The sequence below is a fragment of the Deinococcus sp. genome (genome assembly GCF_025362455.1).
In the GTDB taxonomy this organism is placed as follows: Bacteria; Deinococcota; Deinococci; order Deinococcales; family Deinococcaceae; genus Deinococcus.
In genome coordinates, this window is sequence record NZ_JANYGJ010000067.1 from 21,872 (window position 1) to 46,591 (window position 24,720).

At 62.9% G+C, this 24,720-nt stretch carries 22 protein-coding genes; 13 read left to right on the forward strand and 9 right to left on the reverse strand.

Annotated elements, in window-relative coordinates; translation table 11 throughout:
* The 3 genes from Q0R23_RS04855 to purL are packed head-to-tail and all read left to right on the forward strand — an operon-like array spanning position 1 to position 3,299.
* The gene (locus Q0R23_RS04855; protein ID WP_293910939.1) at positions 1 to 429 is read left to right on the forward strand and encodes a type II toxin-antitoxin system VapC family toxin; all 429 of its coding nucleotides are present in this window, start codon (positions 1 to 3) and stop codon (positions 427 to 429) included.
* 39 nt (positions 430 to 468) lie between these two features.
* The gene (locus Q0R23_RS04860) at positions 469 to 1,026 is read left to right on the forward strand and encodes a hypothetical protein (RefSeq protein ID WP_293910941.1); all 558 of its coding nucleotides are present in this window, start codon (positions 469 to 471) and stop codon (positions 1,024 to 1,026) included.
* A gap of 29 nt (positions 1,027 to 1,055) precedes the next feature.
* Positions 1,056 to 3,299, forward strand: a complete 2,244-nt coding sequence (purL, locus tag Q0R23_RS04865; RefSeq protein WP_293910943.1) for a phosphoribosylformylglycinamidine synthase subunit PurL — start codon at positions 1,056 to 1,058, stop codon at positions 3,297 to 3,299.
* 65 nt (positions 3,300 to 3,364) lie between these two features.
* On the opposite strand, the gene Q0R23_RS04870 is transcribed toward purL, so the two are convergent.
* Positions 3,365 to 3,700 carry an endonuclease domain-containing protein gene (locus Q0R23_RS04870; protein WP_293910945.1) on the reverse strand — a complete coding sequence of 112 codons (336 nt, stop codon included), beginning with the start codon at positions 3,698 to 3,700 and terminating at the stop codon, positions 3,365 to 3,367.
* A gap of 92 nt (positions 3,701 to 3,792) precedes the next feature.
* Here Q0R23_RS04870 and purF point away from each other — a divergent pair, with 92 nt between their 5' ends.
* The 4 genes from purF to Q0R23_RS04890 all read left to right on the forward strand — a co-directional run bounded on the left by purF (position 3,793) and on the right by Q0R23_RS04890 (position 7,994).
* The gene (purF, locus tag Q0R23_RS04875; RefSeq protein ID WP_293910947.1) at positions 3,793 to 5,247 is read left to right on the forward strand and encodes an amidophosphoribosyltransferase; all 1,455 of its coding nucleotides are present in this window, start codon (positions 3,793 to 3,795) and stop codon (positions 5,245 to 5,247) included.
* Between the two features lie 70 nt (positions 5,248 to 5,317).
* Entirely contained in the window at positions 5,318 to 5,512 is a 195-nt protein-coding gene (locus tag Q0R23_RS04880; RefSeq protein WP_293910949.1) for a hypothetical protein, read from the forward strand.
* Between the two features lie 167 nt (positions 5,513 to 5,679).
* The gene (locus Q0R23_RS04885) at positions 5,680 to 7,077 is read left to right on the forward strand and encodes a hypothetical protein (RefSeq protein WP_293910951.1); all 1,398 of its coding nucleotides are present in this window, start codon (positions 5,680 to 5,682) and stop codon (positions 7,075 to 7,077) included.
* Positions 7,062 to 7,994 (forward strand): AvaI/BsoBI family type II restriction endonuclease, encoded by a 933-nt coding sequence (locus Q0R23_RS04890; RefSeq protein ID WP_293910954.1) that lies wholly within the window; start codon positions 7,062 to 7,064, stop codon positions 7,992 to 7,994. Before Q0R23_RS04885 ends, Q0R23_RS04890 begins: the two co-directional genes overlap by 16 nt.
* A gap of 111 nt (positions 7,995 to 8,105) precedes the next feature.
* Here the strand turns inward: Q0R23_RS04890 and Q0R23_RS04895 are convergent, their stop codons facing one another.
* From Q0R23_RS04895 to Q0R23_RS04925, 7 genes are all read right to left on the reverse strand, one after another.
* Complete coding sequence (locus tag Q0R23_RS04895) at positions 8,106 to 8,450, reverse strand: type II toxin-antitoxin system PemK/MazF family toxin (protein ID WP_293910956.1); 345 nt, start codon at positions 8,448 to 8,450, stop codon at positions 8,106 to 8,108.
* Positions 8,447 to 8,665, reverse strand: coding sequence for a hypothetical protein (locus Q0R23_RS04900; protein ID WP_293910958.1), 219 nt, complete (start codon positions 8,663 to 8,665; stop codon positions 8,447 to 8,449). Before Q0R23_RS04900 ends, Q0R23_RS04895 begins: the two co-directional genes overlap by 4 nt.
* Positions 8,666 to 8,751: 86 nt before the next feature.
* Complete coding sequence (locus Q0R23_RS04905; RefSeq protein WP_293910960.1) at positions 8,752 to 8,877, reverse strand: hypothetical protein; 126 nt, start codon at positions 8,875 to 8,877, stop codon at positions 8,752 to 8,754.
* Positions 8,874 to 10,229 carry a S8 family serine peptidase gene (locus Q0R23_RS04910; protein WP_293910963.1) on the reverse strand — a complete coding sequence of 452 codons (1,356 nt, stop codon included), beginning with the start codon at positions 10,227 to 10,229 and terminating at the stop codon, positions 8,874 to 8,876. The genes Q0R23_RS04905 and Q0R23_RS04910 overlap by 4 nt, the downstream gene beginning before the upstream one ends.
* 503 nt (positions 10,230 to 10,732) lie before the next feature.
* Positions 10,733 to 14,281 (reverse strand): tetratricopeptide repeat protein, encoded by a 3,549-nt coding sequence (locus tag Q0R23_RS04915; protein WP_293910965.1) that lies wholly within the window; start codon positions 14,279 to 14,281, stop codon positions 10,733 to 10,735.
* Positions 14,278 to 16,521: a winged helix-turn-helix domain-containing protein gene (locus tag Q0R23_RS04920; RefSeq protein WP_293910967.1), complete on the reverse strand. Its 2,244-nt coding sequence runs from the start codon at positions 16,519 to 16,521 to the stop codon at positions 14,278 to 14,280. Before Q0R23_RS04920 ends, Q0R23_RS04915 begins: the two co-directional genes overlap by 4 nt.
* Before the next feature lie 329 nt (positions 16,522 to 16,850).
* Positions 16,851 to 17,090 carry an LPXTG cell wall anchor domain-containing protein gene (locus Q0R23_RS04925; protein ID WP_293910969.1) on the reverse strand — a complete coding sequence of 80 codons (240 nt, stop codon included), beginning with the start codon at positions 17,088 to 17,090 and terminating at the stop codon, positions 16,851 to 16,853.
* Between the two features lie 78 nt (positions 17,091 to 17,168).
* Here Q0R23_RS04925 and Q0R23_RS04930 point away from each other — a divergent pair, with 78 nt between their 5' ends.
* From Q0R23_RS04930 to Q0R23_RS04955, 6 genes are all read left to right on the forward strand, one after another.
* Positions 17,169 to 18,182 (forward strand): type I phosphomannose isomerase catalytic subunit, encoded by a 1,014-nt coding sequence (locus tag Q0R23_RS04930; RefSeq protein ID WP_293910971.1) that lies wholly within the window; start codon positions 17,169 to 17,171, stop codon positions 18,180 to 18,182.
* Positions 18,183 to 18,476: 294 nt separating this feature from the next.
* Positions 18,477 to 19,559: a cell division protein ZapE gene (zapE, locus tag Q0R23_RS04935; RefSeq protein ID WP_293910987.1), complete on the forward strand. Its 1,083-nt coding sequence runs from the start codon at positions 18,477 to 18,479 to the stop codon at positions 19,557 to 19,559.
* A 167-nt stretch (positions 19,560 to 19,726) separates the two neighbouring features.
* A complete protein-coding gene (locus Q0R23_RS04940; protein WP_293910974.1) occupies positions 19,727 to 19,939 on the forward strand; it encodes a hypothetical protein in 213 nt (70 codons plus the stop codon).
* A 183-nt stretch (positions 19,940 to 20,122) separates the two neighbouring features.
* The gene (locus Q0R23_RS04945) at positions 20,123 to 21,247 is read left to right on the forward strand and encodes a M20 family metallopeptidase (RefSeq protein WP_293910976.1); all 1,125 of its coding nucleotides are present in this window, start codon (positions 20,123 to 20,125) and stop codon (positions 21,245 to 21,247) included.
* Positions 21,248 to 21,427: 180 nt separating this feature from the next.
* The gene (locus tag Q0R23_RS04950) at positions 21,428 to 21,736 is read left to right on the forward strand and encodes a hypothetical protein (RefSeq protein WP_293910978.1); all 309 of its coding nucleotides are present in this window, start codon (positions 21,428 to 21,430) and stop codon (positions 21,734 to 21,736) included.
* Between the two features lie 135 nt (positions 21,737 to 21,871).
* A complete protein-coding gene (locus tag Q0R23_RS04955; RefSeq protein ID WP_293910981.1) occupies positions 21,872 to 22,981 on the forward strand; it encodes a 3-deoxy-7-phosphoheptulonate synthase in 1,110 nt (369 codons plus the stop codon).
* Positions 22,982 to 23,235: 254 nt separating this feature from the next.
* On the opposite strand, the gene glmM is transcribed toward Q0R23_RS04955, so the two are convergent.
* On the reverse strand, positions 23,236 to 24,591 hold the full coding sequence (gene glmM, locus Q0R23_RS04960) for a phosphoglucosamine mutase (RefSeq protein ID WP_293910983.1): 1,356 nt from the start codon (positions 24,589 to 24,591) through the stop codon (positions 23,236 to 23,238).
* Positions 24,592 to 24,720 lie beyond the last annotated feature (129 nt).

Here is a 24,720-nt window from a genome sequence, read left to right on the forward strand (position 1 = left end):
GTGAGCGTTCTGTACGTCGATTCCAGTGCGTTTGTCAAGTTGTACGTGACCGAGGACCAGACCGAGACGGAGCAGGTCGAGCGGGCGCTGCGGCGAAATGTCGAGGTCGCCAGTTGTCTGATCGCCTACGCCGAGGTCTGCGGCACCTTCGGGCGGCAATTTCAACAGGGTCGCCTCGCCGAAGAGACCTACTGGGCCACCCGGCGAGCCTTCGAGGCCGACTGGGAGAACGTCAACGCCACCGAAGTGACACCTGAACTCTCCAGCCTGGCCGCCGATCTCCTCAAGTCACAGACCGGGCTGCGGGCGATGGACGCCCTGCATCTGGCCTCGGCGCTGATGCTCCGCAAGCAGCAGCCGCTGAACTTCCTGAGTTTCGACAAGCTCCTCAACGCCGCCGCCCAGGCCCTGATGCCCGACGCCTTCTGATCGCCGTTTTACCATTTAAAACCCCTTCCCAGGAGCCTCATGACGGATAATCAAGAAAGGACGTTTACAGTTCCTCATACAGTAGAAGAGGGTGCCATGATGGTACTTAGGGACGCACTGTGGTTCCTAGGCGATCTGAGCGAGCCACCAACTCAGGCTCAGAGATATGAAGCATCGAGTAAGCTATACAGTATTGTCGTGAATATGTACACAGGTAAGCAGGTTTCATCATATTCCTCAATGGGTGTTGTGCCGCACAAGGATACTCTGCTCATCGAAAAGATAATCACGGATGCGGCAAGAGAGTCAGGAGAGGATTACGTATTTATACAGCCTTTAGAAAAATCTGGTAAGTGCTCTGAATTGCAAGGCGTTTCAAGACTTTTAGAGGAAAGCGGCGAGCCGTTCAGACCTCTCGAATACATCGTCTACAACTACAAGGTCAGATTCGACAAAGAGGAAGGTGAGTGGCGAATGGTAGTCGAGCCAGTGAGAAGATGTGAGCTTTGCCGGTTCATTGAATATATGCTGGCCCCCACTGACGAGTTCGATGGTGGGATAGCATTTTGCTTTGACCTTCCCATTCAGTCTACTTAACTACTCAGCTTATTCTACCAGGAGTCCCCATGACCCAGATTCAACCCCCCACCCCCTCCCTGCGTTCCCGCGCCGGAACCTTCGGCCTCAGCGAAGGCGAATACGACCTGCTGGTGTCCAAGATTGGCCGCGAGCCCAACGCCCTGGAGGCCGCCATCGTCGGCGCCATGTGGAGCGAGCACTGCGGCTACAAGAACTCGCGGCCCCTGTTCTCGGTGTTCCCGACCAGCGGGCCGCAGGTCTTGCAAGGCCCCGGCGAGAACGCGGGCGTGGTGGACATCGGCGAGGGCTGGGGCGTGGCCTTCAAGATGGAGTCGCACAATCACCCCTCCGCCGTCGAGCCGTTCCAGGGCGCCGCGACGGGCGTGGGCGGCATCCTGCGCGATATTTTTGCGATGGGGGCGAGGCCCTTCGCGGTGCTGGACTCCCTGCGCTTCGGCGACCCCGACAGCCCGCGCACCCGGCATCTGGTCAACGGTGTGGTGGAGGGCATCAGCCATTACGGCAACGCCATCGGGGTGCCGACGGTGGGCGGCGAGGTGACCTTTCATCCCAGCTACCAGGAGAATCCGCTCGTCAACGTGATGGCGCTGGGATTATTGCGTCACGAGGACCTGGCCAAAGGCACGATGGGCGAGGTCGGCAACGTCATCATCTACGTGGGCTCCAAAACCGGGCGCGACGGCCTGGGCGGCGCCGTGTTCGCCTCCGCCGACTTATCCGACGCCTCGCAGGCGGACCGGCCCGCCGTGCAGGTGGGCGACCCGTTCATGGAAAAGCTGCTGCTGGAAGCCACTCTGGAGGCCATCGAGAGCGGCGTGGTGGCGGGCGTGCAGGACATGGGCGCGGCGGGGTTGGTGAGTTCGACCTGTGAGATGGCCTACCGCGCCGGGCTGGGCCTCACCATGCGCCTGGACGACGTGCCCACCCGCGAATCCGGCATGGTGCCGATGGAGCTGTGCCTGTCCGAATCGCAGGAGCGCATGATCCTGGTGCCGGTGCCGGGCCGCGAACAGGAACTCTACGACCTGCTGGAAAAATGGGAGCTGGACGTGGTGAACATCGGCCAGGTGGAGGCCCACCAGAATTACCGCCTGACCTGGCGCAATGAACTCGTGTGTGACCTGCCGGTGGACCTGCTCAACGAGGCGCCCAAGTACACCCGCGAGGGCGTCGAGAGCCCGGAGATCATCGCCGCCAGAGGGCGTGACCTGAGCGGCATTCCGGTGCCAGACGACCTGGGTGACGTGCTGCTGAAACTGCTCTCGCATCCGACCATCGCCAGCAAGCGGCCCATCTTCGAGCGCTACGACTGTCAGGTGATGACCAACACGGTGGTCCTGCCAGGCGCCGCCGACGCCGCCGTGATGCGGGTTAAGGGCACCTCATTAGGAGTGGCCGCCACCTCCGACTGCAACCCGCGTTTCGTGCAGCTCGATCCATACACCGGAGCCGCCGCCGCCGTGGCCGAGGCCGCCCGCAACCTGGCCTGCGTGGGCGCCACGCCGCTGGCGATCACCGACAACCTGAACTACGGCAACCCGCACCGCCCGGAGGTCTACTACCAGATGCAGCGCGGTGTCCAGGGCATCGCCGACGCCTGCCGGGCACTGAATACGCCAGTCACGGGCGGCAACGTCAGCCTGTACAACCAGTACGTCGAAGAAGGCCGGACGGTGGCCATTCACCCGACCCCGACGATTGGCATGGTGGGCGTGCTGCCGGATATCAGCAAGCGGGCGACGCTGGGCATCAAAGCCGCCGGGCAGCCGCTGTACCTGCTGGGCGACATCGGGGACTCGATTGGTGCCAGTCAGTACCTCGAAACGGTGCATGGGCTGGAAGCTGGACAGGTGCCACCGCTCGACCTCTATTTGGCCGGGCGGGTCAACGACGGGGTGCTGGCCCTGATCCGCGCCGGACTGACAGAGACCGCGCACGACTGCGCCGAGGGCGGCCTGAGCGTGACCTTAGCCGAGATGGCGATGGCCGGAAACATCGGGCTGGATGTCGTGCTGGAGAGTAATGCCCGTGCCGACGCCCTGCTGTTCGGGGAAGCGCACAGCCGCATCGTGGTAGCGATCACTGACCCTGCCAACACCGACGACGTGGAGAGCATCCTGGCTGGCCTGAACGTGCCGTTTACCCGGCTGGGCGAAACGGGTGGCAACACAGTCAGCATCTCTCTGCCGCGCCAGAACGTATCCCTGAGCGTGAACCTCAGCGATCTGAGCGCGGCGTATGACGAGCCGCTCAGGGGGGTGTTGGGATGAGTTGGGTGACCCCTCACCGCCGAGCGACCCCTCACCCCCGGCCCCTCTCCCCACGGAGAGGGGAGCTAGGACAATGCATCTTTGATCGTTTGCGTGACAGCTTCGAGGCTGGTCAGAACTTCGGTGTTCCAGAAGCGAATGACACGGTAGCCAGCGGCATTCAACTCGGTGGTGCGGTGGGCATCGTAAGCACAAGCGGCTTCGTCGGCGTGCTGGCCACCGTCCAGCTCGATGACCAGGCCGTACTCGACACAGGCGAAGTCCGTGATGTACGGCCCCACCGGGTACTGTCGCCGGAACTTGACGCCCAGCCCCCGGTTTCGCAGCGCAGTCCACAGAATGGCCTCAGCGTCCGTCTGATCTCGCCGCAATCGCCGCGCCCGCTCCGTTTTACCCTGCACAGCGGCCAGTCTAACCCCATCCCACGCGCCGTTCCCCCCTCTCCGTGGGGAGAGGGGCCGGGGGTGAGGGGTCCATCCCTCCGGAGCCAGCCATGACCATGACCCTCACTGACCTGCCCACCGACTTCGAGGGCGACGATAAGCCCCACGACGAATGCGGCGTCTTCGGAATGTACTCGCCGCAGCCGCAGGACCTGGCCTGGCTGACCTACCTGGGCATCTTCGCGCTGCAACACCGGGGCCAGGAGGCGGCGGGCATGTGTGTCAGCGACGGTGACAAGTTCCACGTCGAAAAGGATCTGGGGCTGGTCACGCAGGTGTTCGACGAGCGGCGGCTCGACTCGGTGCGGCTCGCCAACGCGCGGGTCAGCATCGGGCACGTGCGCTACTCGACCACCGGCTCCAACCTGCGCTTCAACGCCCAGCCGCTGACCACCCGGACCAACAAGGGCATTTTGGGCCTGGCGCACAACGGCAATTTCGTGAACGCCCGCGAGGTGCGCGACATCATGCTGATGGAAGGGGCGCTGTTCGCCACCACCAACGATTCGGAAGTGATGCTGAACCTGATCGCCCGCGAGAGCCACATGGACCTGCCGTCAGCCACCGCCGCCGCCATGAAGCAGCTCAAAGGCGGCTACGCCTGCGTGCTGATGAGCCGCACGGCCTTGATCGGCTTCCGCGACCCCAACGGCGTGCGGCCCCTGGTGATCGGCCAGCAGGACCATCCGGCGGGAACGGGCGCCTACGTCATCGCCTCCGAACCCTGTGCGCTGTTCGCGGTGGGCGCCCGGCTGATCCGCGACGTGCTGCCCGGCGAACTGGTCTGGATCGACAAGGACGGCCTGCACAGCCTGATGGTCAATGCGGGCAAACCCACGCCCTGCTCCTTCGAGTGGATCTACTTCGCCCGCTCGGACAGCCGCCTGGACGGCATCGACACCCACGAAAGCCGCATCCGCATGGGCGAGCAACTGGCCCGCGAGTTCCCCGTCGAGGCCGATATCGTGGTGCCGGTGCCGGATTCGGGGATGGGCGCCGCCATCGGTTACGCCCGTGAGAGCGGCATCCCGTTTGATTACGGCCTGTACAAGAACCCCTTTGCCGGGCGCACCTTTCTGGCGCCGACCCAGGCGGCCCGCGACCTGAAGGTGAAGATGAAGCTCTCGCCCACCAGCGCCGTGCGGGGCAAGCGGGTGATTCTGGTCGACGACAGCATCGTGCGCGGCACCACCAGCCGCCAGATCGTGAACCTGCTGCGCGAGGCGGGCGCCACCGAGGTGCATTTCCGGGTGTCGAGTCCGCCGATCAAGCACCCGTGTTTTTACGGCATCGACACCGCCGCCCGCAAGGAACTGGTGTCGAGCACGCACAGCATCGAGCAGATTCGGCAACTGATCGGCGCCGACAGCCTGAGCTTCATCTCGGAAGCCGGGTTGAAGCAGGCCGTGGGCGGCCCCGGCTTATGCCTCGCGTGCTTCAACGGGGAGTACCCGGCAGGGGCGCCACTGCTGAACGATGTGGATAAGTTGGCTTTGGAAGTTTGAGCGGCGGGGCGTGAATTTGTTGTGTAGACTGCCCGCAGATCAGTGGGCAGTCTTTATTTGGAGGATTGGTATGGATGACGTCCCAGCCCCACCCCAGCCGCCGCGCAAGCCGAAGCGCGAAGGCATTCCGCTGGTCCTTGACCTGGACATTCACAAGCGGCTGAAGAAGATTGCCAAGCTGAAGAAAATCTCGCACCAGACGATGCTGAAGCAGTTCGTGGGCGAAAAGTTGTATGAGGCGGAGAAAGGGTTAGGGGTGATCTGAGTGGCAGTCAAAGGTAGTCGAACAATTTCTCGACCATCAGCTTATGAATTCAAGTCGCCAATGCACGTTCCTTATAGTTGGAGTGTGTCTCATGAGGCGTGCTAAAGCACAACGTAGTCAGAGTATAGACAAATCGCAACTCAGCGTGTAAAATTTAATGATACTGTATGAGCCAAACTCTGTCTCCCAATCTCCAAAGCGAAGATGACAACGAAACCCTGCGCTATGAGTCTAAATACGCAAACTTAATATCCTATAATTTAGATATAAACAGAGCTATGGTCAGCTTTCAGTCGAGCAAGCACAGCCCTATACATAGATGGTTTAAGTATAGAGAAGGCTATAGTGAAGCTTTGGTGAAATATTACATTAAAAAACTCAGCGTAAAGCCTGGAAAGTGTCTCGACCCTTTTGCGGGAAGCGGGACTACGGCTTTTGCTTCCAGTCAATTTGGGTTTGATAACACCCTAATAGAATTACTTCCAATCGGAAATTTTATCATAAAAGTCAAGATTTCGGCACACAGCGCGAACCAACTAGAAGTAATATCACATATTAGAAGTTTTATATTAGAAAAGCCTTGGAAAAGATTTGAATACAGTCAAATTAACTATATCAACATAACAAAGAAGGCATTTTCACTAGAAAACGATGTCGAGATAGGAAAATTTCAGACGTACACTAATACATTGCCCAAAATCTTGAAGGATATTTACGATATTGCCTTACTATCGATACTTGAATCAATCTCTTTCACTAGAAAAGATGGCCAGTATCTTAGGTGGGATGCTAGATCAGGGAAATCTCTCGGCAACTTTCATAAGGGTGCAATACTTAGTTTTGAAGAGGCCATAGTAAGTAAGTTAAAAGACATAGCAGATGATTTGGATAAGGAATTCGGCTTATTCGGGGAAATCTACAAGGATAATGACATCGGGAAGATTGACGTTCTAGAAGGCTCATGCCTAAAAATCATGCCACAGCTCAAAGAAGACGATTACGAATTGGTCTTTACATCACCGCCTTATGCAAACAGATATGATTATACACGAACATACGCGCTTGAGCTGGCTTTGCTTGGATGCAATGATGCAGAAATCAAAGAACTCAGGCAAACTATGCTGAGCTGTACTGTAGAAAACAGGAAAAAGAATCTCATCAATATGAATCCGGATTGGCGTGGCCCGTCGGAGTACGCCGAAAACCACCCTTTAGTTGTACAACTCATTAAGCGACTCAACGAAAAGGCTGCACACGGAAATCTTAACAACGTAAATATTATAGGAATGCTTGAAAACTATATCAGAGAAATGGCATGTATTATATACGAGGGCTACAGACTACTTAAAGATGGCGGTTATTTTGTCATGGTTAATGATAACGTCAGATACTCTGGATTAGACATCCCAATAGATCTTATTTTATCCGAGATAGCGTCATATTGCGGATTCAAGGTCGTGCAGATAGATGCACTTCCGATACATAAGGGCAACAGTAGCCAACAAATGGGGGAGCATGGCAAATCATCACTACGCAAATGCGTATATATATGGAGGAAGCCATAATGATATTAGAGGTCGCGGATCTCGTTACGTCGAAAGAAGACTACAAAAAAGGCTTCTTGGAGATCGCACTTATAAAAAGCGAGCATATGAGACCTTATGTGGCGGAAACCCGTAGTTTGGAGGCACTAACAGCAGAAATCGATCTGCCAGAAGATTTGTTGATAGGTGGTAAATTCAGCAATTCGTTGTTGACAGCATATGGAATGTCTACCAAAGCACTCAATTACTTGAAGTTGACCCAAGAAGACGTCCAATTATTATCCAAAGAATTTGTAGAGAATTACTTAACCGATCTCCGGGAATTTAGGACCGAATTTTCGATCAGATACACTATTATTAGAGGAGATACTTTTGGAGGAAAAATGAAGAACTTAATAGGAACTTTGGCAAAAAGAAAAGCCCTGCATTCTATCATGGCAAGTCTCAATGTTCTTGGAATCGATTTTTCCGTGCGTATAAAAGAATCCAAAAAATTCGTCCCCTTCCTCGAATATGAGCTTGTAGATGGAATAGATGCAATACACTGGCACAAAGACGAGTTTATAAGCCGGATTCTACTGTTCGATAAAAGATCTCCAATAGTAAAAACAAATATAGACATTATTCTTATAGAATCAGATAGAGGTTCTATAAAAGAATCTCTTTGCGATGGAGAAAAATATATTGCATGTGGCGAATTAAAAGGCGGAATTGATCCTACTGGATCAGATGAGCATTGGAAAACTGCCAACGAAGCTTTAAGACGAGTAAGAAAAGTAAAGGAATCGATCAATACCTTTTTCATCGGAGCTGCGATTGAAAATCGTGTCGCCGATGAAATAAAACAGCAATTGGAATCAGGTATTCTCACGGCGGCTGCAAACTTGAACCATGACAGTCAGGTAGCTGACCTTTGCAATTGGCTGGTCAGCCTTTAGTACTTCACTCATATGTTGTAAAAAGTATAATTTCTTTGAAGCTTTCTGAAACCACTTGGATTGTCCTCTCTGCCGCCGCATCAAGCGACTGGTAGAGGCGTGGCTGATTCCTCACACCCCCAGGTGCATCCTCACCTTCGCGTCAAGCTCGGCCATCAGGTCGTCAGGCACATGCCCAAGCCGCTTGATCAGGCGGCTGACGTTCGCGGCCCGCATCGCCTCCATCTGCGCTTTGCTGTCGTACCCTAACCCGGTGCGCTGGTTGGGTAACAATAGGTTGGTGATGTACAGCCGCTCCACGTTACTCGTCAGTGGAATGACAATCAGCAGCACGGCGTTGGCGTTGGCGGCGTTGTTGCTCACTACGACGCCGGGGTGAACCTGGCCCGCCTCGCCTTCCCGACCATCTGGACGGTAGTTGATGAGCCAGATGTCGCCGCGCCGGGTGAGCTTCAACCCGCGTCCAGCCCATCGGCGTTGTCGTCGGGGTACTGCTCCAGTCCGGCACGTTGCGCCGCGCCCAACTCAGCGTAGGCGGCGTGCAAGGTCTGGTCGCGAAGGGCGTTGACCGCCGCCGCGAGCGCCGCGCTCCGCGATCCCAGGGCGTGAGCCGCCTGGTACTCGTCAAGGAAGGTTGCCAGCTCTTGCGATAGCGTGGCACTGATTCGCACAGCAGAAGTATTACTCGCCATGCCGTTAGCGTACATATAAAAGCCGCCCAGTCTCCCAGGCGGCCTTCTCTCCCCTCCACGCTCGTTTACGTCGTCACCACCCCCAGGCGGCGTTCCTTCCAGACGCCACGGCTGCCCGCGCTCAGGCCGGGGCGGCGCGGGGTCCGCACGGGGGCGCGGCGAAGGCGGCGTTGCCTGACCGGGCGGCTCATCTGCTCACCATCATTTTGCCGATATTCAAGGTGCCCTTGCCGAGCCTACCGGAGTAGCTGGCGTCGTTTGAAACGGTGGCGGTGGCCTTGAGGGCCTTATACAGCGCCACCACGTCGCGCTTACCACTGGCGATGGCCAGAGCAGCCGCGCCGCTGACCATCGGGGCCGCGAACGAGGTGCCGGTGGCGTTGGTGCGCTGGTTACCGGGGAAGGCGGTGGCCACAGCCTCACCGGGCGCCACCAGGTCGATGCTGGGGCCGTAGGTCGAGAAGCCGGACTTCTTGTCGTCCAGGTTGACGCTGCCCACGCTTATCAGGCCGCCGCCGAGGCTGGCCTGCATGTCACCCGACAAGCGGGCCGGGTAGCTCACGTTCTCGTCACCGGAATTGCCACTGCTGGCCACGACCACCGCGCCGCTGCGGATGGCGCTGCTCACCGCGTCTTTGAGGGCCTGGGAAAACGTGGTGGTGCCCAGCGACAGGTTGATGACCTTGGCACCCTTGGACGCCGCGTCACCGATCGCCATGATGATGTTGGAGAGTTGGCCCGCACCGTTGGGACTGAGCACCCGGTACGGGATGATGGTGGCGTTGGGCGCAACCTGCAAGATGATGCCGGTAACGGCGGTGCCGTGGCCGAAGGACTTGCTGTAGCCGCTGCTGGCCCAGTTCTCCTCCGATGGGTCCTGGTCGTTGCCGATGTAGTCCCAGCCCCAGTTGGTATTCAACTTCCCGGCAAAGGCGAGGTGGTTGACGTCCACACCGGTATCCAGCACCGCGACCATGACACCCTGGCCCAGATGCAGGTCGGCTTTCTGGGCGGTGGCCAGATCGAGCTTGGTCCAGGCCGCCGCGTTGCCAGCCAGGGCACCCATTCCGCCAGTACCGGTCAGGCCGCCCGCCCAGGCCGTCTGTCCACCTGCCCAGGCCGTCTGTCCGCCCGCCCAGGCCGTAAGCCCCTGAGCCTCGGCTTCATCGCTGCCCACGTTGGCCGACAGCGTAAGGTCTGGCTCGGTGGCGACCACAGCCACTGCCTGGGCACGCAGGCTCAGACCGGTCAGGGCCGGGGCAGCCACATTCTGGGACATGGCCAGAAGCTGGGACGTGGCCAGGAGCTGAGCGTAGCCCTCATCTGCGTGCAAGGACAGCACCTTGGCGCCGGGGTAGCGGCTGAGCAGATCGGCTTCGGTGGTGCCTGCCCTGACGCTGACGGTCACGATCTGGGCGGCGGTGCTGGCCTGCTGAGCCTGGGGCGCCGCCGGGAGGGCAGCCTGCTGAGTACCGCAGGAAACGAGCGCCAGGGTCAGCAGCGTGAACTGACCGAGGAATACGAGGGAACTGGGTTTACGCATAAGTGCTCCTTGTTGGGTGAGCGGAGGTCCTCGCCGCGTCGCCGCAACGTCTCCCCCATCCCTACTTCTTGATGTTCATGGTGAGGCCGGTATGTGGCTGCTCTGTGTTTTTTTCGGGGGCATCGGTGGGGGGGTCCATTCCGTCTGGGAGGGCAAAAACCCTGTCAGAAGTCTGTGATGATTGGTCAGTAAGCAGCGCCTGAAGCCGGTGCAGGCTCAGGCGCTGTTCTTGTTTAGAGCAGTACTCCGAATTACGCCACGGGGAAAACAGCCTCCCCGCGCCTCCATTCTGCGTCCTGCTCAGTTAAAACTACTCGCTCCGCTCGGTCATAAAAAGGGTCTTTTTATGACATCTGCTCTAGAGCAGTACTCCGAATTACGCCACGGGGAAAACAGCCTCCCCGCGCCTCCATTCTGCGTCCTGCTCAGTCAAAACTATTCGCTCCGCTCGGTCATAAAAAGGGTCTTTTTATGACATCTGCTCTAGTCGGTCAATCAGGGCACTACAGGCAGATGCGGTCCCGGCCCGTGTGCTTGGCCTCGTAGAGCTTGCTGTCGGCCCGCGAGATCATGCGCTCGTGGTTGGGCACGTCCAGGCCCGCCGTCACGCCTATCGAGAGGCTGACCTTCAGGCCCGGATGCACCTGATCCCAGTCGTAGCTGCGAATGGCGTTGTGGACCCGCTCACACACCCGGCGGCCCTGGTCGAGGCTGGTGCCGGGAAACACGAACAGGAATTCCTCGCCGCCGTAGCGCCCGATGGAGTCGCTGGGGCGGCAGGTCTGGGTAAAGATCTGGGCCACCACCCGCAGCACCTGGTCGCCGCTCAGGTGCGAAAAGGCGTCGTTGATCTGCTTGAAGTGGTCGATGTCCACCATGGCGATGCACAGCAGTTGCGCCGCCGACTTCTGCTGCCAGAACTCGTGCTGCAAGATGCCCTCGATGTGTTTGCGGTTATACAGCCCGGTCAGGCCGTCTTCCGAGAGCTGGCGCTTGAGCAGCCGCGACTGATCTTCGAGCATGTTGACCAGGCCGCTCTTCTCGGCGTTGGCGTGCTCCAGGGCCTCGTTGGCGCTGGCCAGTTCGATGCTGCGGAGCTTGTAGATCTGGGCGTCGGCCTTGGCCCGCTCGACTTCGAGCTGCACCATCAGCGCCCGCGTCTTGAGCGACGCCTCCTTGTTGAAAATATCGAGTTCGACGGCGTGGTGTTTGCGGTAGTAATCGAGCGCCGCCGCCGCGTCGCCGCAGGCCGCACTCAGCTCAGAGAGGCTGCGAAACACCTGCATTTCCAGATCCTTGACACCGAGTTCCTGGGCAAGCCCCAACGCCCTGAGATAGGTGGCCTGAGCATCTGCATCGTTGCTGCGGCCCTGATACACCTGCCCCAGCTCATATAGGCTCCATGCCTGCGACTGCTTGTTGCCTGTGGAAACCGCGTAATTCAGTGCTTTTATCTGCAACGCTTCAGCCAGCTCGTACTGAGCCAGGCGTGAGTGAGCTTTGCCCGCCGTGGACTGGGCCACCGCTTCAAAATGAGGCTGATCGTGGATACGAGCCTGCTCAGCAGCAGTCATAGCCAGCTTTACCGAGCGCCCAAAATCGCCCTGCTCAAAGGCTAGATTCGCTGAACTGCCCAGCGCTACCGTCTCACCAATGTAATCTCCAATTTCCCGGCAGATGGCCAGACTTTCATTGAGGTACTTGCTGGCCTCGACCAGAGAGCGGTTCGTCATAGTGACAGCCCCTAGGTTATGTAAACAGCTCGCCTCACGCTTACGGTCTTTCTGTTCACGGGCAATGTTCAAAACCATCATCAGATGCTCGGTGGCCTGATCGTAATCGGCCAGCGAGTGATAGGCCCCGGCCATGAAGTTGGCGCAGTCAGCCTCCAATGTCAGGTTCCCCAGCGCCACCCCGATGTCTAGTCCACGCACCAGATGTCCCAACGCCTCCTCAAAATCAGACGACATGAAGCGGAACCAACCCAAGTTGCGGTGCGCCAGTCCCAGGAGCAGCTCATCCATGCCTCGTTCAGCACGTCCAAGGGCTTCGGTGGCCAGTTCCTCGGCCTGTTTAGGGTCACTCTGGCGCAGCGACCAGGCCCGCTCGATCAGCTCGGCGAGTTCGCTGTCAGGCGCCAGGGCCGGGGGCGCAGGCAGCACCGGCAGCGCCCTGGGTGGCGCCTGTGGCACGAGCGCCGGGCGCGGCTGGAGCAGGTCGGCCACCGAGCTGAGATTGGAGCCGATCAGCGCGTGCAGCCGCTCGACGATCACGGGGTCGAACTGGGCGCCGGACTGGGCCTGCATCTCCTCCAGGGCCGCCTGAATGGTCCAGGCGGGTTTGTAGAGCCGCACGGTGCTCAGGGCGTCGAACACGTCGGCCACCGAGACGATGCGCCCGGAAATGGGAATATCGGTGCCGGACAGGCGGTTGGGGTAGCCCTTGCCGTCCCAGCGCTCGTGGTGGGTGCGGGCGATCTCCTCGGCCATTCGCAGCAGCGGCGAGGTGCTGCCGCCCAGCACCGTGGCGCCGATTTCCACGTGGGTCTTCATGCGTCCGAATTCTTCGGGGGTGTAGCGGCCTTCCTTGAGCAGCACGCTGTCGGGCACGCCGATCTTGCCGATGTCGTGGAGGCGGGCAGCCCAGCGAATCAGGTCCACCGTTTCGGGCGGCAGTCCCAGCGCCTGGGCCAGATGCGCTGAGAGTTCACCGACGCGGCGGGTGTGCTGGCCGGTCTGGTCGTCGCGGTACTCGGCGGCCATGCCCAGCCGGGTCACGATCTCGATCTGGGCGGCTTCGAGCTGGGCGGTGCGCTGACGCACCATCTCCTCAGCCTGGAGGCGGGCGGTCTGCGAGAGTTCACCGATCTGGCGGTAGGTTTCGGCCTCGCTGCGGGCACGCTCGGCCTCGAAGCGGGCGGTCAGGGTCTGGGCGCGGCGCTCGCTGTTTTCGTTGAACAGTTGCCCGGACAGCGCCTGGTAGGCCCGCAGGGGCGCAAAGGCCGCCGCCAGATCACCGACCGCCTCGAAGCCCTGATACAGCGCCTGGTACACGTCCAGCGCCGATTGCCGCAGGTCGTGGGCGAGTGCGGCGTCCAGCGCCTGGGTCAGCAGCGTGCTCGCCGCCGCTGACTCACCTTCCAGAAAAGCGAGGCGTCCCAGACTGAGCTGGGCGTTGACCCGGCCCTGGAGATCGTCCTCGGCCTCTGATAAGGCCAGCGAGCGGGTCAGCAGCTCACGGGCCTGTCCGTAGTCGCCCATCTCGGCGTAGACCTGGCCCAGATTGTCGGTCAGGTCGATCAGTTCCTGCGAGTTGGCCACCTGCGCCAGTTCCAGGCCGCGCCGCAGGGTCTCGATGGCTTTCGGGTACTGCGCCTGGGCCTTATAGACCAGTCCCAGTTCGCTCAGGGCCGAGAGCTGGGTTTCGGTGTCACCGACCTGGCTGGCCACGTCCAGGCCGCTGAGCAGGTAATCGAGCGCCGGGGCGTACTGGCGCAGCGACAGGTAGGTGTGGCCGATGTTGACCAGGCAGGCGGCGCGGTACTCGGCAGACACAGCGGGGTACTGCACCGAGAGCTGCTGGCACTGAAACAGGGTGGTCAGCGCCTCGGCGTGGTCGCCCAGGGTGACCTGCAACATGCCCAGGTTGTTCAGGCACTCGACCTGCCCGGAGTGGTCGCCCAGCCCGGCCCGCACGAGCGCCTCCTGGCGCAGATGCTCGAGCGCCTGAAGGTACAGCCCCAATCTCTGCTCGGCAGCGATCAGCCGCGAGAGGGCCTCGGCCTGGGCGGCGTCGTCACCGAGCTGGGTGGCCAGGTCCAGGTACTGCCCGGCCACCTGCGCCAGCAGCTCGGCGTCAGCGGCGTCAAGCAGGTGGCGGCTGCGCTGCGAGAGCTGAATCAACTCGGCGCGTCCGGCACTCTCATCCAGCGCTGCCGTGTCCGGCACCGACGCGGCAACCGTGCGCTGGGCGGTGGTCTGGGCCGGAGTCTGGGTTGAGCTGTAGGCGGTCAAAGGCGGCTCAGGGCGCTCAGGGCGTTCAGGGGTAGTCACGAGGGATCACCGCCGTGTCCGGCTGAGGGGTGGTCCGGGTCTGGGTGGTCCGGGTCTGGGTGGTCCGGATTCAGGCGTTCCAGGGCCAGGCGCAGCACCGCCGAGAGGTCGCCCGCCTCGGAGGGGGCCTGAACGTGGCTGACCCGCACGTCGCAGCCGCCGTAAGGCCAGGCCGGGGACGGCGCCGCTTCAAAGCGGGTTACCAGCTCGCTCAGGCGGGAACCCAGCGCGGCGGCTGAGGCGGTGTGAGGCCGTTCCGTGTGAGGCCGCTCCGTGTGAGGCAGTTCCTGGGTCTGACCTGTACTCTGGCCCGGCGTCTGGTGGCCCGGCGTCTGGCCTGAGCGGACCAGGCTGGCCAGCACCGCGCCGCCGAGCCGGTAGAGGCGGTCCTCGGTGCGCAGGGCGCTGCTCAGCGCCGAGGCCAACGAGCGGATCAGGTCGTTGCCTGCCGCGAAGCCCAGCCGCAGATTGACCGCCCTGATGTCGGTGATTTCAAAGAGGCTCAGCGTCAGGGCGCTGGCGTGGCGCTGGCTGTAGGCCAGTTCACCCGTGAGGTCGGCCAGCAGGGCGCGGCGGTTGGGCAGGCCGGTCAGCTCGTCGCTGAGTGCGGCGTGCTCCAGCGTCAGGGTCTGCATCTGGCGCTCGAAGGCCAGCCCGAAGGCCCGCGCCGCTGCGTCGAGCAGCCCCAGGTCGGGCATACCGGCAGGCTGCGCCTCACCGGAGGGCGAGTCGCCCGGCACTTCAGCGGGGAAGTCGGCGGGCAGTTCCAGATACAGGGCGTAGCTCTGGCTGAGGCTGGGCGCCACCGGAATCACCAGCGCCTGGCCACCGCCGGGCAACGCGGCGCGGCGGCTCAGGCGGCGCAGCTCCCCATCCGGACCGGACACCTGGCCCAGCGACCCCCGCAGCGTGAGCGCCAGCGCCTCGGCCTGCCGCTGCACCACACTGCGCAGGTCCAGCCCCTCCGGCGAGACCGCCGCCAGACACTGCACCGGCCCGGCACCGTTCAGGCCAGCAGCGTTCAGGCCAGCAGCGTCCAGACGAGGGCCGTCCAGGCGCCACAGCGCACAGACCGAGGCGCCGCACAGCCGGGCCAGGCCGCTCAGGCCCCGGCTCCAGATGTCATGCAGGCTGGCGGCGCCGCTGAGCTGCTGGGCGAGGTTGTAGAGCGACCTCAGGTCGGCGTTGGCGCGGGCCAGGTCGCGGGTACGGGCCTGGACCCGCGCTTCGAGGTCGTGATTCAGGCTGCGAATCTGGGCCTCGGCGTGCTGGCGACGCAAAATTTCGCCGTTGAGGCGCAGCGCCGGGTTGACCAGTCCGGCCACCGCGTCCAGCGCCGGGCGGACCTCGGTGGACCAGGGCGAGTGAGATTGGGACGGTTGATTCTGGGACGGTTGATTCTGGGACGGCTGGTTCTGGGCGGCGAAGACCAGCAGCGCCCAGGGCTCCTCACCGGGCACGCCGGTGCCGAGGGCCACCACCGCCTGAGCGGGGCCGTCTGCGGGCGCCTGAGTGCCGGGCACTGAGTTTCCGGACGCCGGGCCTCCGGGTGCTGATCCGACTTTCGGGCTCAACGGTTCCGGCCCGGCCTGGGCCAGCCGGGTGCGCGTGGGCAGCGACCACAGCGAGACGCTGCCCACGCCGTACTGCTCCCGCACCAGGTCGTAGACACCCACCATGATGTGTTCCGGGTCGGTGACCTGCAAGATACGCCCGGCCAGCAGGGTCAGCAACCTCGCTTCCGGCGGCAGTTTTTCGAGGTGCGGCTGGGCCACGCCGCTCCCCTCGGCCAGCGGGCAGCGGTAGCCCAGGCCGCGCACGGTCTGCACCGAGCCCTGGCCCAGCCTGGCCCGCAGCCGCTTGACATAGGTGTCCACGATCCGGTCATCGCCGGGGAAATCGAGCCCCCACAGCCGCTCCAGAATGTCGTCGCGGCTAAACAGGCGGCCCCGCGAGCTATACAGCAGCTCGATCAGCAGGTACTCGCGGGCGGTCAGCGTCACGCTGCGGCCATCCAGGTAGGCGGCGCGGCCCCTCAGATCGACGTACAGGCCGGGGACGGCTGCTGGCAGTGCAGTTCCGGACAGCCCAGTTCCAGACAGCCCAGTTCCGGACAGGTCAGTCGCTGCCGCGCCACTCGGCTTCGTCGCCCAGGTCGCCCCGTTGCCCGGCTGCCCACTCACGGCGCCACCTGGCGGCAGTAGGTGCCACCAGACCCGGAGGTCGGCGGCAACAGGCACAGCGGAATAGAAGTCGACATGAGTATGGGGGCGCCGCACAACCGTCGAGGCAGGGCTCGGCCCTCAAAGGTAGACAACGCTTCAATTGTTACCATATTGAACGGCTTCTGACAGCCCTCTCACTCCGGAAGTCGGTGAACTGGCCGCGCCGAGACCGTGCCTGAGCGCGTCGATCTGCTCAGGCACGGTCTCGGCAGGTCGGCTCGCCCGCCAGGACAGCAGGTGTCGTTTTCGCCGGGAACGGGGCCGCCCGGCCTGAGCAGGTGCCGGACCTGGACCGCGCCTGACCGGTGTGGCGCCTGGCCTGGTCAACCCCGTGTCTGGCTCACTCAGTGACCCCGGCGCCGCGCCACCAGTGCGCCGCCTGCACCGGCCAGCAGACCACCGATAGCGGCCAGGCCGACGGTCAGCATCACGCCGGTAGCAGGGTTGGGCGTGGTGCTGTTGCGCAGCGCCGAGGCCACCGCGTACAACTGATTGATGGCGATGACGTTGCTAAACAGCAGCACCAGCGCCGCAATCACCAGCACCACGCCGAGGATGCCCACAATTCTGGAGAGAAGAGTCATGGCGCCATGATAAGCCGCCGGGCCGACATACTTAGGCGCGACACCTCCACCAAAGCCTCAGCGCTTTATGCTGCGGCCATGAACGACAGCCTGCCGCCCTTCCTGTACCGCCTGGAAGCCCAGTACCACGCCCGCGTCTGGGGCAGCCAGCAGCTCAAACGACTTCCGGAGGATCAGACGCCCATCGGGGAAGCCTGGGTCATCGACGAGGGCAACCGGATTGTCGGCGGCCCACACGAAGGCCGTATGCTGCGCGACCTGGTGGCCGAGCTGGGCGACACCCTGCTAGGCCAGGGCGTGTCGCAGCGTTGCGGTGGGCATGGCGCCGGTACGCGCTTTCCGCTGCTCATCAAATTGCTGGCCAGCGCCGAGTGGCTGAGCGTGCAGGTCCACCCCGACGACGCCCAGGCCCGTGAACTGGTCGGCCCCGACGAATTCGGCAAAACCGAAGCCTGGCACATTCTGGAGGCCCAGCCGGGCGCCAGAATTCTGGCCGGAGTCAGGCCCGGCACCTCACCGCAGAGGCTGGCGGCGGCCATTCGCGGCGGCAGCGTCATGGACGTGGCCGAGGAGACAGCCGTGCATTCCGGCGACACGGTGTTCATTCCGGCGGGCACGCTGCACGCGCTGGGGCCGGGGCTGCTGCTCTACGAGGTCCAGCAGACCAGCGACACCACCTACCGCGTCTACGACTGGGACCGCCCTGAGAGCGACGGACGGGCGCTGCACATCGAGCAGTCGGTCAGCGTCACGCGGGCCGATCTGTGTTCTGAAGTCTTGACCTTCCCCAGGCTGGGCAGCGCCGAGGCCGCCACCGTCGCCGAGTGTCCCTACTTCCGGCTGGAGGTGGTCGAGATCGCTGAGGGCGAGCACCTGGCGGCTGAAACCCACAACCTGAGCCTGCACTGCCTGACCGTGCAGCGCGGCGAACTGGAGGTGCTGGCCGGTGCGGGACCGGCTGAGACCGAGCGTCAGATTCTGGGGCCGCTGGGCAGCCTGCTCGTCTCGGCCCACACCGGCTCGTATACCCTGCGGGCCAAAAAAGGCGATGTGCGGGTGCTGCGCTCCAGCCTGCCACCAGCGGAGGTGTAGGGCGCGAAACTCAGCGCCTGAACAACAAGTGGTCTGCACCCGCACATCTGCGCACAACCGGTCTGTCCCCAACCAGTCTGCACCAAACCAGTCTGCACCAAACCAGTTTGTCATCCTGAGCGCAGTGAAGGATCTCGTCGTAGGGCGGCAAAATCGTTTATTCCATTCAGGACGAGGCTGGTCCACAAAACCGGCATCCGGGCGGTCTGGACGTCCCCTGGCGCCGCACTGGGCAGCGCCGCATGGGGAATGTCCGCATCGCCCCTGCACGCAAAGCACTACTCTGCACCTACCTTGATCGACCTCAGCGCCCGTCGCCCGACCCTGACACCCGAACAACTGACGCGCTCGCTCTGTCCGAGTGCGCGTTTTCAGGACGTGCGGTTTCGCACCTACCGGCCCAATCCGGATTTTCCCTCGCAGGCGCAGGCCAGCGCCGCCCTGGAGGCCTTCGCCGCCCGCGCTGCCCAGGGCCACGCCCAGCCCGGCGGCCTGCGACTGTTTCGGCGCCGTCAGCCGGAAGGCCAGGGGATTTACCTCGACGGCGGCTTCGGCGTGGGCAAAACGCACCTGCTGGCCAGCACCTACCACGCGGCCAGCGGCGCTCAGGGGCCGTCTCAGGCTGCGCCGAAGTCCGCTTCAAAGGTTGCCCCAAAGACGGCGCTGATGAGCTTTCAGGACCTGATGTACATTATCGGGGCGCTGGGCATGCTGCGGGCGGTGGAGACCTTCAAGGACCACGCCCTGCTGCTGATCGACGAGTTCGAGCTGGATGATCCGGGCAGCACCCATATGGCCAACACCTTCCTGGCGCAGCTCATGCCGGGCGGCGCGTCGGTGGTCGCCACCAGCAACACCGAAAGCGGCGCACTGGGCCAGGGCCGCTTCAACGCCGCCGACTTTCAGCGCCAGATTCAGGGCATCTCCAGCCGGTTTCTCGCCGTGGGCATCGACGGCCCGGATTACCGCCAGCGCGGCGCGGTTCCCAGCGAAATCATGTCTGACACAGCATTCAGGGCCTGGACCGGGCAGCAGGACTCGGCGACCCTGGCGCTGATCGACTTCCGCGAGCTGGGTCATCTGCTCACCGAAGTCCATCCGTCCCGCTTCGCCCGGCTGCTGGAGGGCGTGCAGGCGCTGAGCGTCAGCGAACTTCGTGAGATGCGCGACCAGAACGTGGCGCTGCGTTTTGTGCATTTCATCGACAAGCTCTACGACCTGGGCATCCGGGCGGCCTTCAGCGGCGCGGCGCTGGACACGCTGTTCGACGAGAGCTACCGGCACGGCGCCTACGCCAAAAAATACAGCCGGGCGCTCTCCAGATTGTCGGAAATGCTGCAAGAATCGCGAGCGAATGCTCAGCAGCGTGCCGATTGACCAGTCTGACTACATCCACTGACCAGGGGTCATGTTCATCTTTTCTAGCCTGGATTACACAGGATGTCCACGTTGGGAGCTTACGATAAGAGAACCAAAGTCCAAGATTTCTTAAGGCAACCGCGCCTGTAAGGGCATCCCCCTTGAGCCTTTGGTCAGGAGCCATCATGAACGAGACTCCATCCGTCACCGAGCAGATGTACTGTGTTTGGGTTCCCGGCACCAGCGACCGCGTTCGCCTGACACTATCAGGCCGCGTCATCGAGTGCAGCCTGTCACTGGTCGCCAAGGTGTTCGGTGCCCGGCGACTCGACGATCTGTACCTGCGGGGCCGCGCCGTGCTGCCTTTCTCGCAGCAGCAACTCGCCCAACTGGCGTAACCCTGCACCGACTTCCGCCGCCCTCTTCCGGGCGGCGTTTTGATGGTGGGGGCTGGTGGCCTGTAGAGAAAGAGGAAGTATAGAGAAAGAGGAAGTCAGGAGCGGGAAGTGGGCTCGGTCTTTTCCCACTTCCCACTCTCCACATCCCACTTCCCTATCCCTGTCCGCCGTACTCTTGAGGGCATGACTCCCCCATTTGATCCGCAGGCCGTCCACGCCGAGCCGCTCAGGTCGCTGCTGCACCATCTGCGCACCCTGGTCGAGATCGAGTCGCCGACTTCCGATCAGAACGCAGTAGCCGCTGTGCAGGACGTGGTGCAGGGCTGGGCCAGCGACCTGGGCGCCGTCTGCCTGAACCTGGACGGCACGCGGCAATTCTTGTTTGGTGAACACAGTCCGGCGACCTCTGCGCTGCTGGTGCTGGCGCACGCCGATACGGTCTGGCCGCACGGCACGCTGGCCCGAATGCCGTTTCGCGTCGAGGGCGATAAGGTCTACGGCCCCGGCAGCTACGACATGAAAGGCGGGATCGTGGGGCTGTTTCACGCGCTGCGGCGTCTGGGCGGCCAGTACCCGGCGGGCGGCATCGAGGTGCTGCTGACCCCCGACGAGGAGACTGGCAGTGAGCGCAGCCAGGGCGTGATCGCAGCGCGTGCCAGGCGTGCCCGCGCCGTGCTGGTGGTCGAGCCTGCCGTGCCGCTCAGCCACGCACTCAAGACCGGGCGCAAGGGCGTGGGCGAGTACCGGCTGAGCTTCAGCGGCCTGGCCGCCCACGCGGGCAGCGCCCCGGAGCAGGGGGCCAGCGCCATCACCGAGGCGGCGCGGCAGGTTCTGGCCGTGCAGGCGCTGGCCGACCCGGCCCTGGGCACGACCCTGAGCGTCGGGCGAATCGAGGGCGGCGGCGCCAGCAACGTCATTCCGGCGCAGGCGAGTTTCGAAGTAGACGTGCGGGTCTCCAGCCTGGCCGAGACGGCGCGAATTGAAACGGCCATCCGCTCGCTCCAGCCGCACGACCACAGGGTCAGCCTTCAGGTCAGCGGCGGCCTCAACCGTCCGCCCTTCGAGCGCGGGGCAGGCACGCTGGCGCTGTTCGAGCAGGCCAGACGCTACGCCGCCGAGGTGGGCTTCGGTTTGCAAGAAGCGGTGGTCGGCGGCGGCTCGGACGGCAACCTGACGGCGCCCATCTGTCCCACCCTCGACGGGCTGGGCGCACCCGGCGACGGCGCCCACGCCGAGCACGAACACATCCGCCTGGACCGCTGGCCAGATCACGTCAGCGTGCTGAGCGCCCTGTTGCGCGGGCTGTAGTTTCGTAGACTGAGACCCAGACTAGAGCAGTACTCCAAATTACGCCACGGGGAAAACAGCCTCCCCGCGCCTCCATTCTGCGTCCTGCTCAATCAAAACTACTCGCTCCGCTCGGTCATAAAAAAGGTCTTTTTATGACATCTGCTCCAAAGATCTACCCACTTCGCAGGAGAATTCACGATGTTCTGGAAAAATCTATTCGGCAACAAGAAGGCCAACAATCCTTACGTGCTCGACGCCGGGCAGGGCGTGTTCCTGGTGCGCGTCCGGACCCTGGCCCACCACGACGAGCTGGAGGTGCGCTTCACCAAGTCGGCCCACATCGGCGCCGCCGAGGAAGGCAACGGTTACGTGCTGCGCAAGCCGATCGTCAGCAACAGCCTGGACCGGGGCGAGATCGCGGTGTTTTTCGACTCGAATTACCGGGTGACGGGCACCGAGGCCCAGGGCGTGGAGTTTATTGCGGTGGGCGAGTGGCCCAAGGACTGAGACCGGCACCCACATAGACCGGCGCCGGGCAGACCATCTGGGCCGTGCTACAACGGTCCGAAGTCCAGTTCAGGCCCCGACCGGTCCGGCTCACCTGAGTCCACGCCGGGCCGCCACTCAGCCCCCAGGAGCCCTATGACCACCCAGAACACGTCAGAGCAGAGCACGTCAGCGCAGAACACGTCAACACAGAACACGTCAACACAGAGCAGCACCGAAAATCTTCACGTCAGCGCCTTCGAGAACGTGCTCAGCCCCCGGCAGCTCAAGGCCGAGTTTCCGATCAGCGCTGCCGCCGAGGCGACGGTGGCGCAGGCACGCATCGCCGTGCGCGACATCCTGCATGGCCGGGACGCTCGCCTGCTGGTGATCGCCGGGCCGTGCAGCATCCACGACTTCGGTCAGGCGCTGGCCTACGCCCACAAGCTGGCCAAATTGCGCCGCGAGGTCCAGGGCGAACTGGAGATCGTGATGCGCGTCTACGTGGACAAACCGCGCACCACCGTCGGCTGGCGCGGCTACCTGACCGACCCTCACCTCAACGGCGCCTACGACTTCAACGGCGGCCTGCGGCGCACCCGCGAGCTGATGCTGGCCCTGGGTGACCTCGGCCTGCCGGTGGCCACCGAACTGCTCGACCCCTTCGTGCCGCAATACCTCTTCGACCTGCTCTCGTGGGTCTGCATCGGGGCGCGTACCGTCGAATCGCAGACGCACCGGGTGATGGCCAGCGCGGTGTCGGCCCCGGTAGGCTTTAAAAACGGGACCGGCGGCAGCCTCAAGATCGCCGTGGACGCGGCGGTGGCGGCCCGCAACCCACACGCCTTTTTTACCATCACCGACGACGCCCGCGCCTGCATCGTGCATACCCTGGGCAACCCCGACGGCCATGTGGTGCTGCGCGGCGGCCAGGCCGGGCCGAATTACAGCGCGGCCTCGGTGGCTGAAACCGCCGCCCTGATGCACGGCGCCCACCTCGACCCCGCCGTGGTCGTCGACTGCTCGCACGCCAACAGCGGCTCGGACTGCGCGCGCCAGCACCTCGTCTGGGCAGACGTGCTGGCCCAGCGCTCGGCAGGCAGTCCGGCCCTGCGCGGCGTGATGATCGAGAGCCACCTGCACGAAGGCAAGCAGAGTATTCCCGCCGACCTGAGCGACTTGCAGTACGGCGTGTCGGTCACCGACGCCTGCATCGGCTGGGACGAGACGGAGCGCCTGTTGCGCGGCGCGGCGAAGCTGAGCTGAACGGATTGACACTGGCGCCCCGGTTGCGGTAACTGGGGCGCGTTACTTTGAGCTGGATATTTGGATGTCGAGCAGTGAAGTTTCAGCCTCTTTGCCAAACAGCAGGTCGATCTTTCATCACTCCAGACCTGTTTACCATGAATGTACCGAAGGATCTGGTGGCTAAACAGCGAGACCTCTCACTACGCTCAAGGTAACATCAGGTTCCGGACAGATGCTTTGGCAAAAGCGCCATCAGTCATGAAACCGACTCTTCATGCACCCTTCTGCACGCCGCTGCGGCGCTCGATCACGTCGGCGATCTCGCGTGCCAGCTCGTGAATCTCGGCTTCATCCGGTCCCTCGACCATCACACGCACCAGGCTCTCGGTGCCGCTGGGGCGCAGGTTGATCCGTCCCCGGCCAGACAGCCTGACCTCGGCGGCCCGCACGGCGGCCTGGACCTCCGGGTCGCGGCTGGCAGCCTGCTTGTCCAAGACGCGAACGTTGAGCAGCGTCTGCGGAAACATCACCAGCTCGTCATGCAGGGCGTCCAGCGTAGTGCCGAGTTGCCGCATGGCCTTCAGAATCAGCAGGGCCGTCAGCACACCGTCACCCGTCGGAGCCACATCCAGAAACAGCACATGTCCACTCTGCTCGCCGCCCAGGTTCAGGCCCTTGGCCTTCATCCGCTCATGCACGTAGCGGTCCCCGACGGCGGTGCGTTCCAGCGCCACGCCGCCGCTGCCCAGCAGCACTTCCAGCGCCATGTTGCTCATGATGGTCGTCACCACACTGCGTTCACCCCGCGCCCGCGCCGCCAGCAGCAGCATGTGGTCGCCGTGAACCTCGTTTCCGCGCGAATCGACGAACAGGCAGCGGTCCGCGTCACCGTCGAAGGCCACGCCCAGGTCATAGGCGCCGCCCTGCACCAACTGTTTCAGGTGCTCCAGGTGGGTGCTGCCGCAGTGGCGGTTGATGTTGTGACCGTCGGGGTTGGTGTAGACCGCAAACACGTCGGCCCCCGCCGCCTGGAAGACGCGGGGCGCGATGCGGTAGGCCGCGCCGTTGGCACAGTCCATGGCGATTCGCAGCCCGGAGAGGTCCGGCGCCTGGGCACGCAGGAAGCTGGAATACCGGCGCTCGGCCTCGGTGTAGTTGGTGACGCTGCCCATCGCCGTGCCGGTCACCGGCGGCAGCTCGGCGACGCGGGCTATGGCCGCCTCCATCTCGGCCTCCAGCGCGTCGCTGAGTTTCTCGCCCGTGGCGCCGAAGAACTTGATGCCGTTGTCCTGGTACGGGTTGTGCGAGGCGCTGATAACGGCCCCCGCGTCGGCGCCGAGTTCACGGGTCAGGTAGCTCACGCCGGGCGTAGGCAGCACGCCCAGGTGGGTCACGCCCACGCCCCGGCTGGTCAGGCCCGCCGCCAGGGCGGCTTCGAGCATGTCGCCGCTCTGGCGGGTGTCCTTGCCGATCACCACGCTGGCGCGTGGATTGCGCTCACGCAGCACCTCACCGGCTGCCGCGCCGAGCGAGAGCACCCAGGCCGGGGTCAGGGGAAACTCGCCCGCCACGGCCCGGATGCCGTCGGTGCCAAAGAATTGCCGCTGGGGAGTGGGGGAAGAAGTCATGGTGAGCATGATAGCGGAGGCAACCGACTACCGAAGCTTACGCAAGGCAATGAAAAAGACCCCCGATTAAGGGGGCCTTCAAAACAGGAAGTGGGTTTAGCGGCCCGTCTTCTCGCCGTAGAAGTTGTA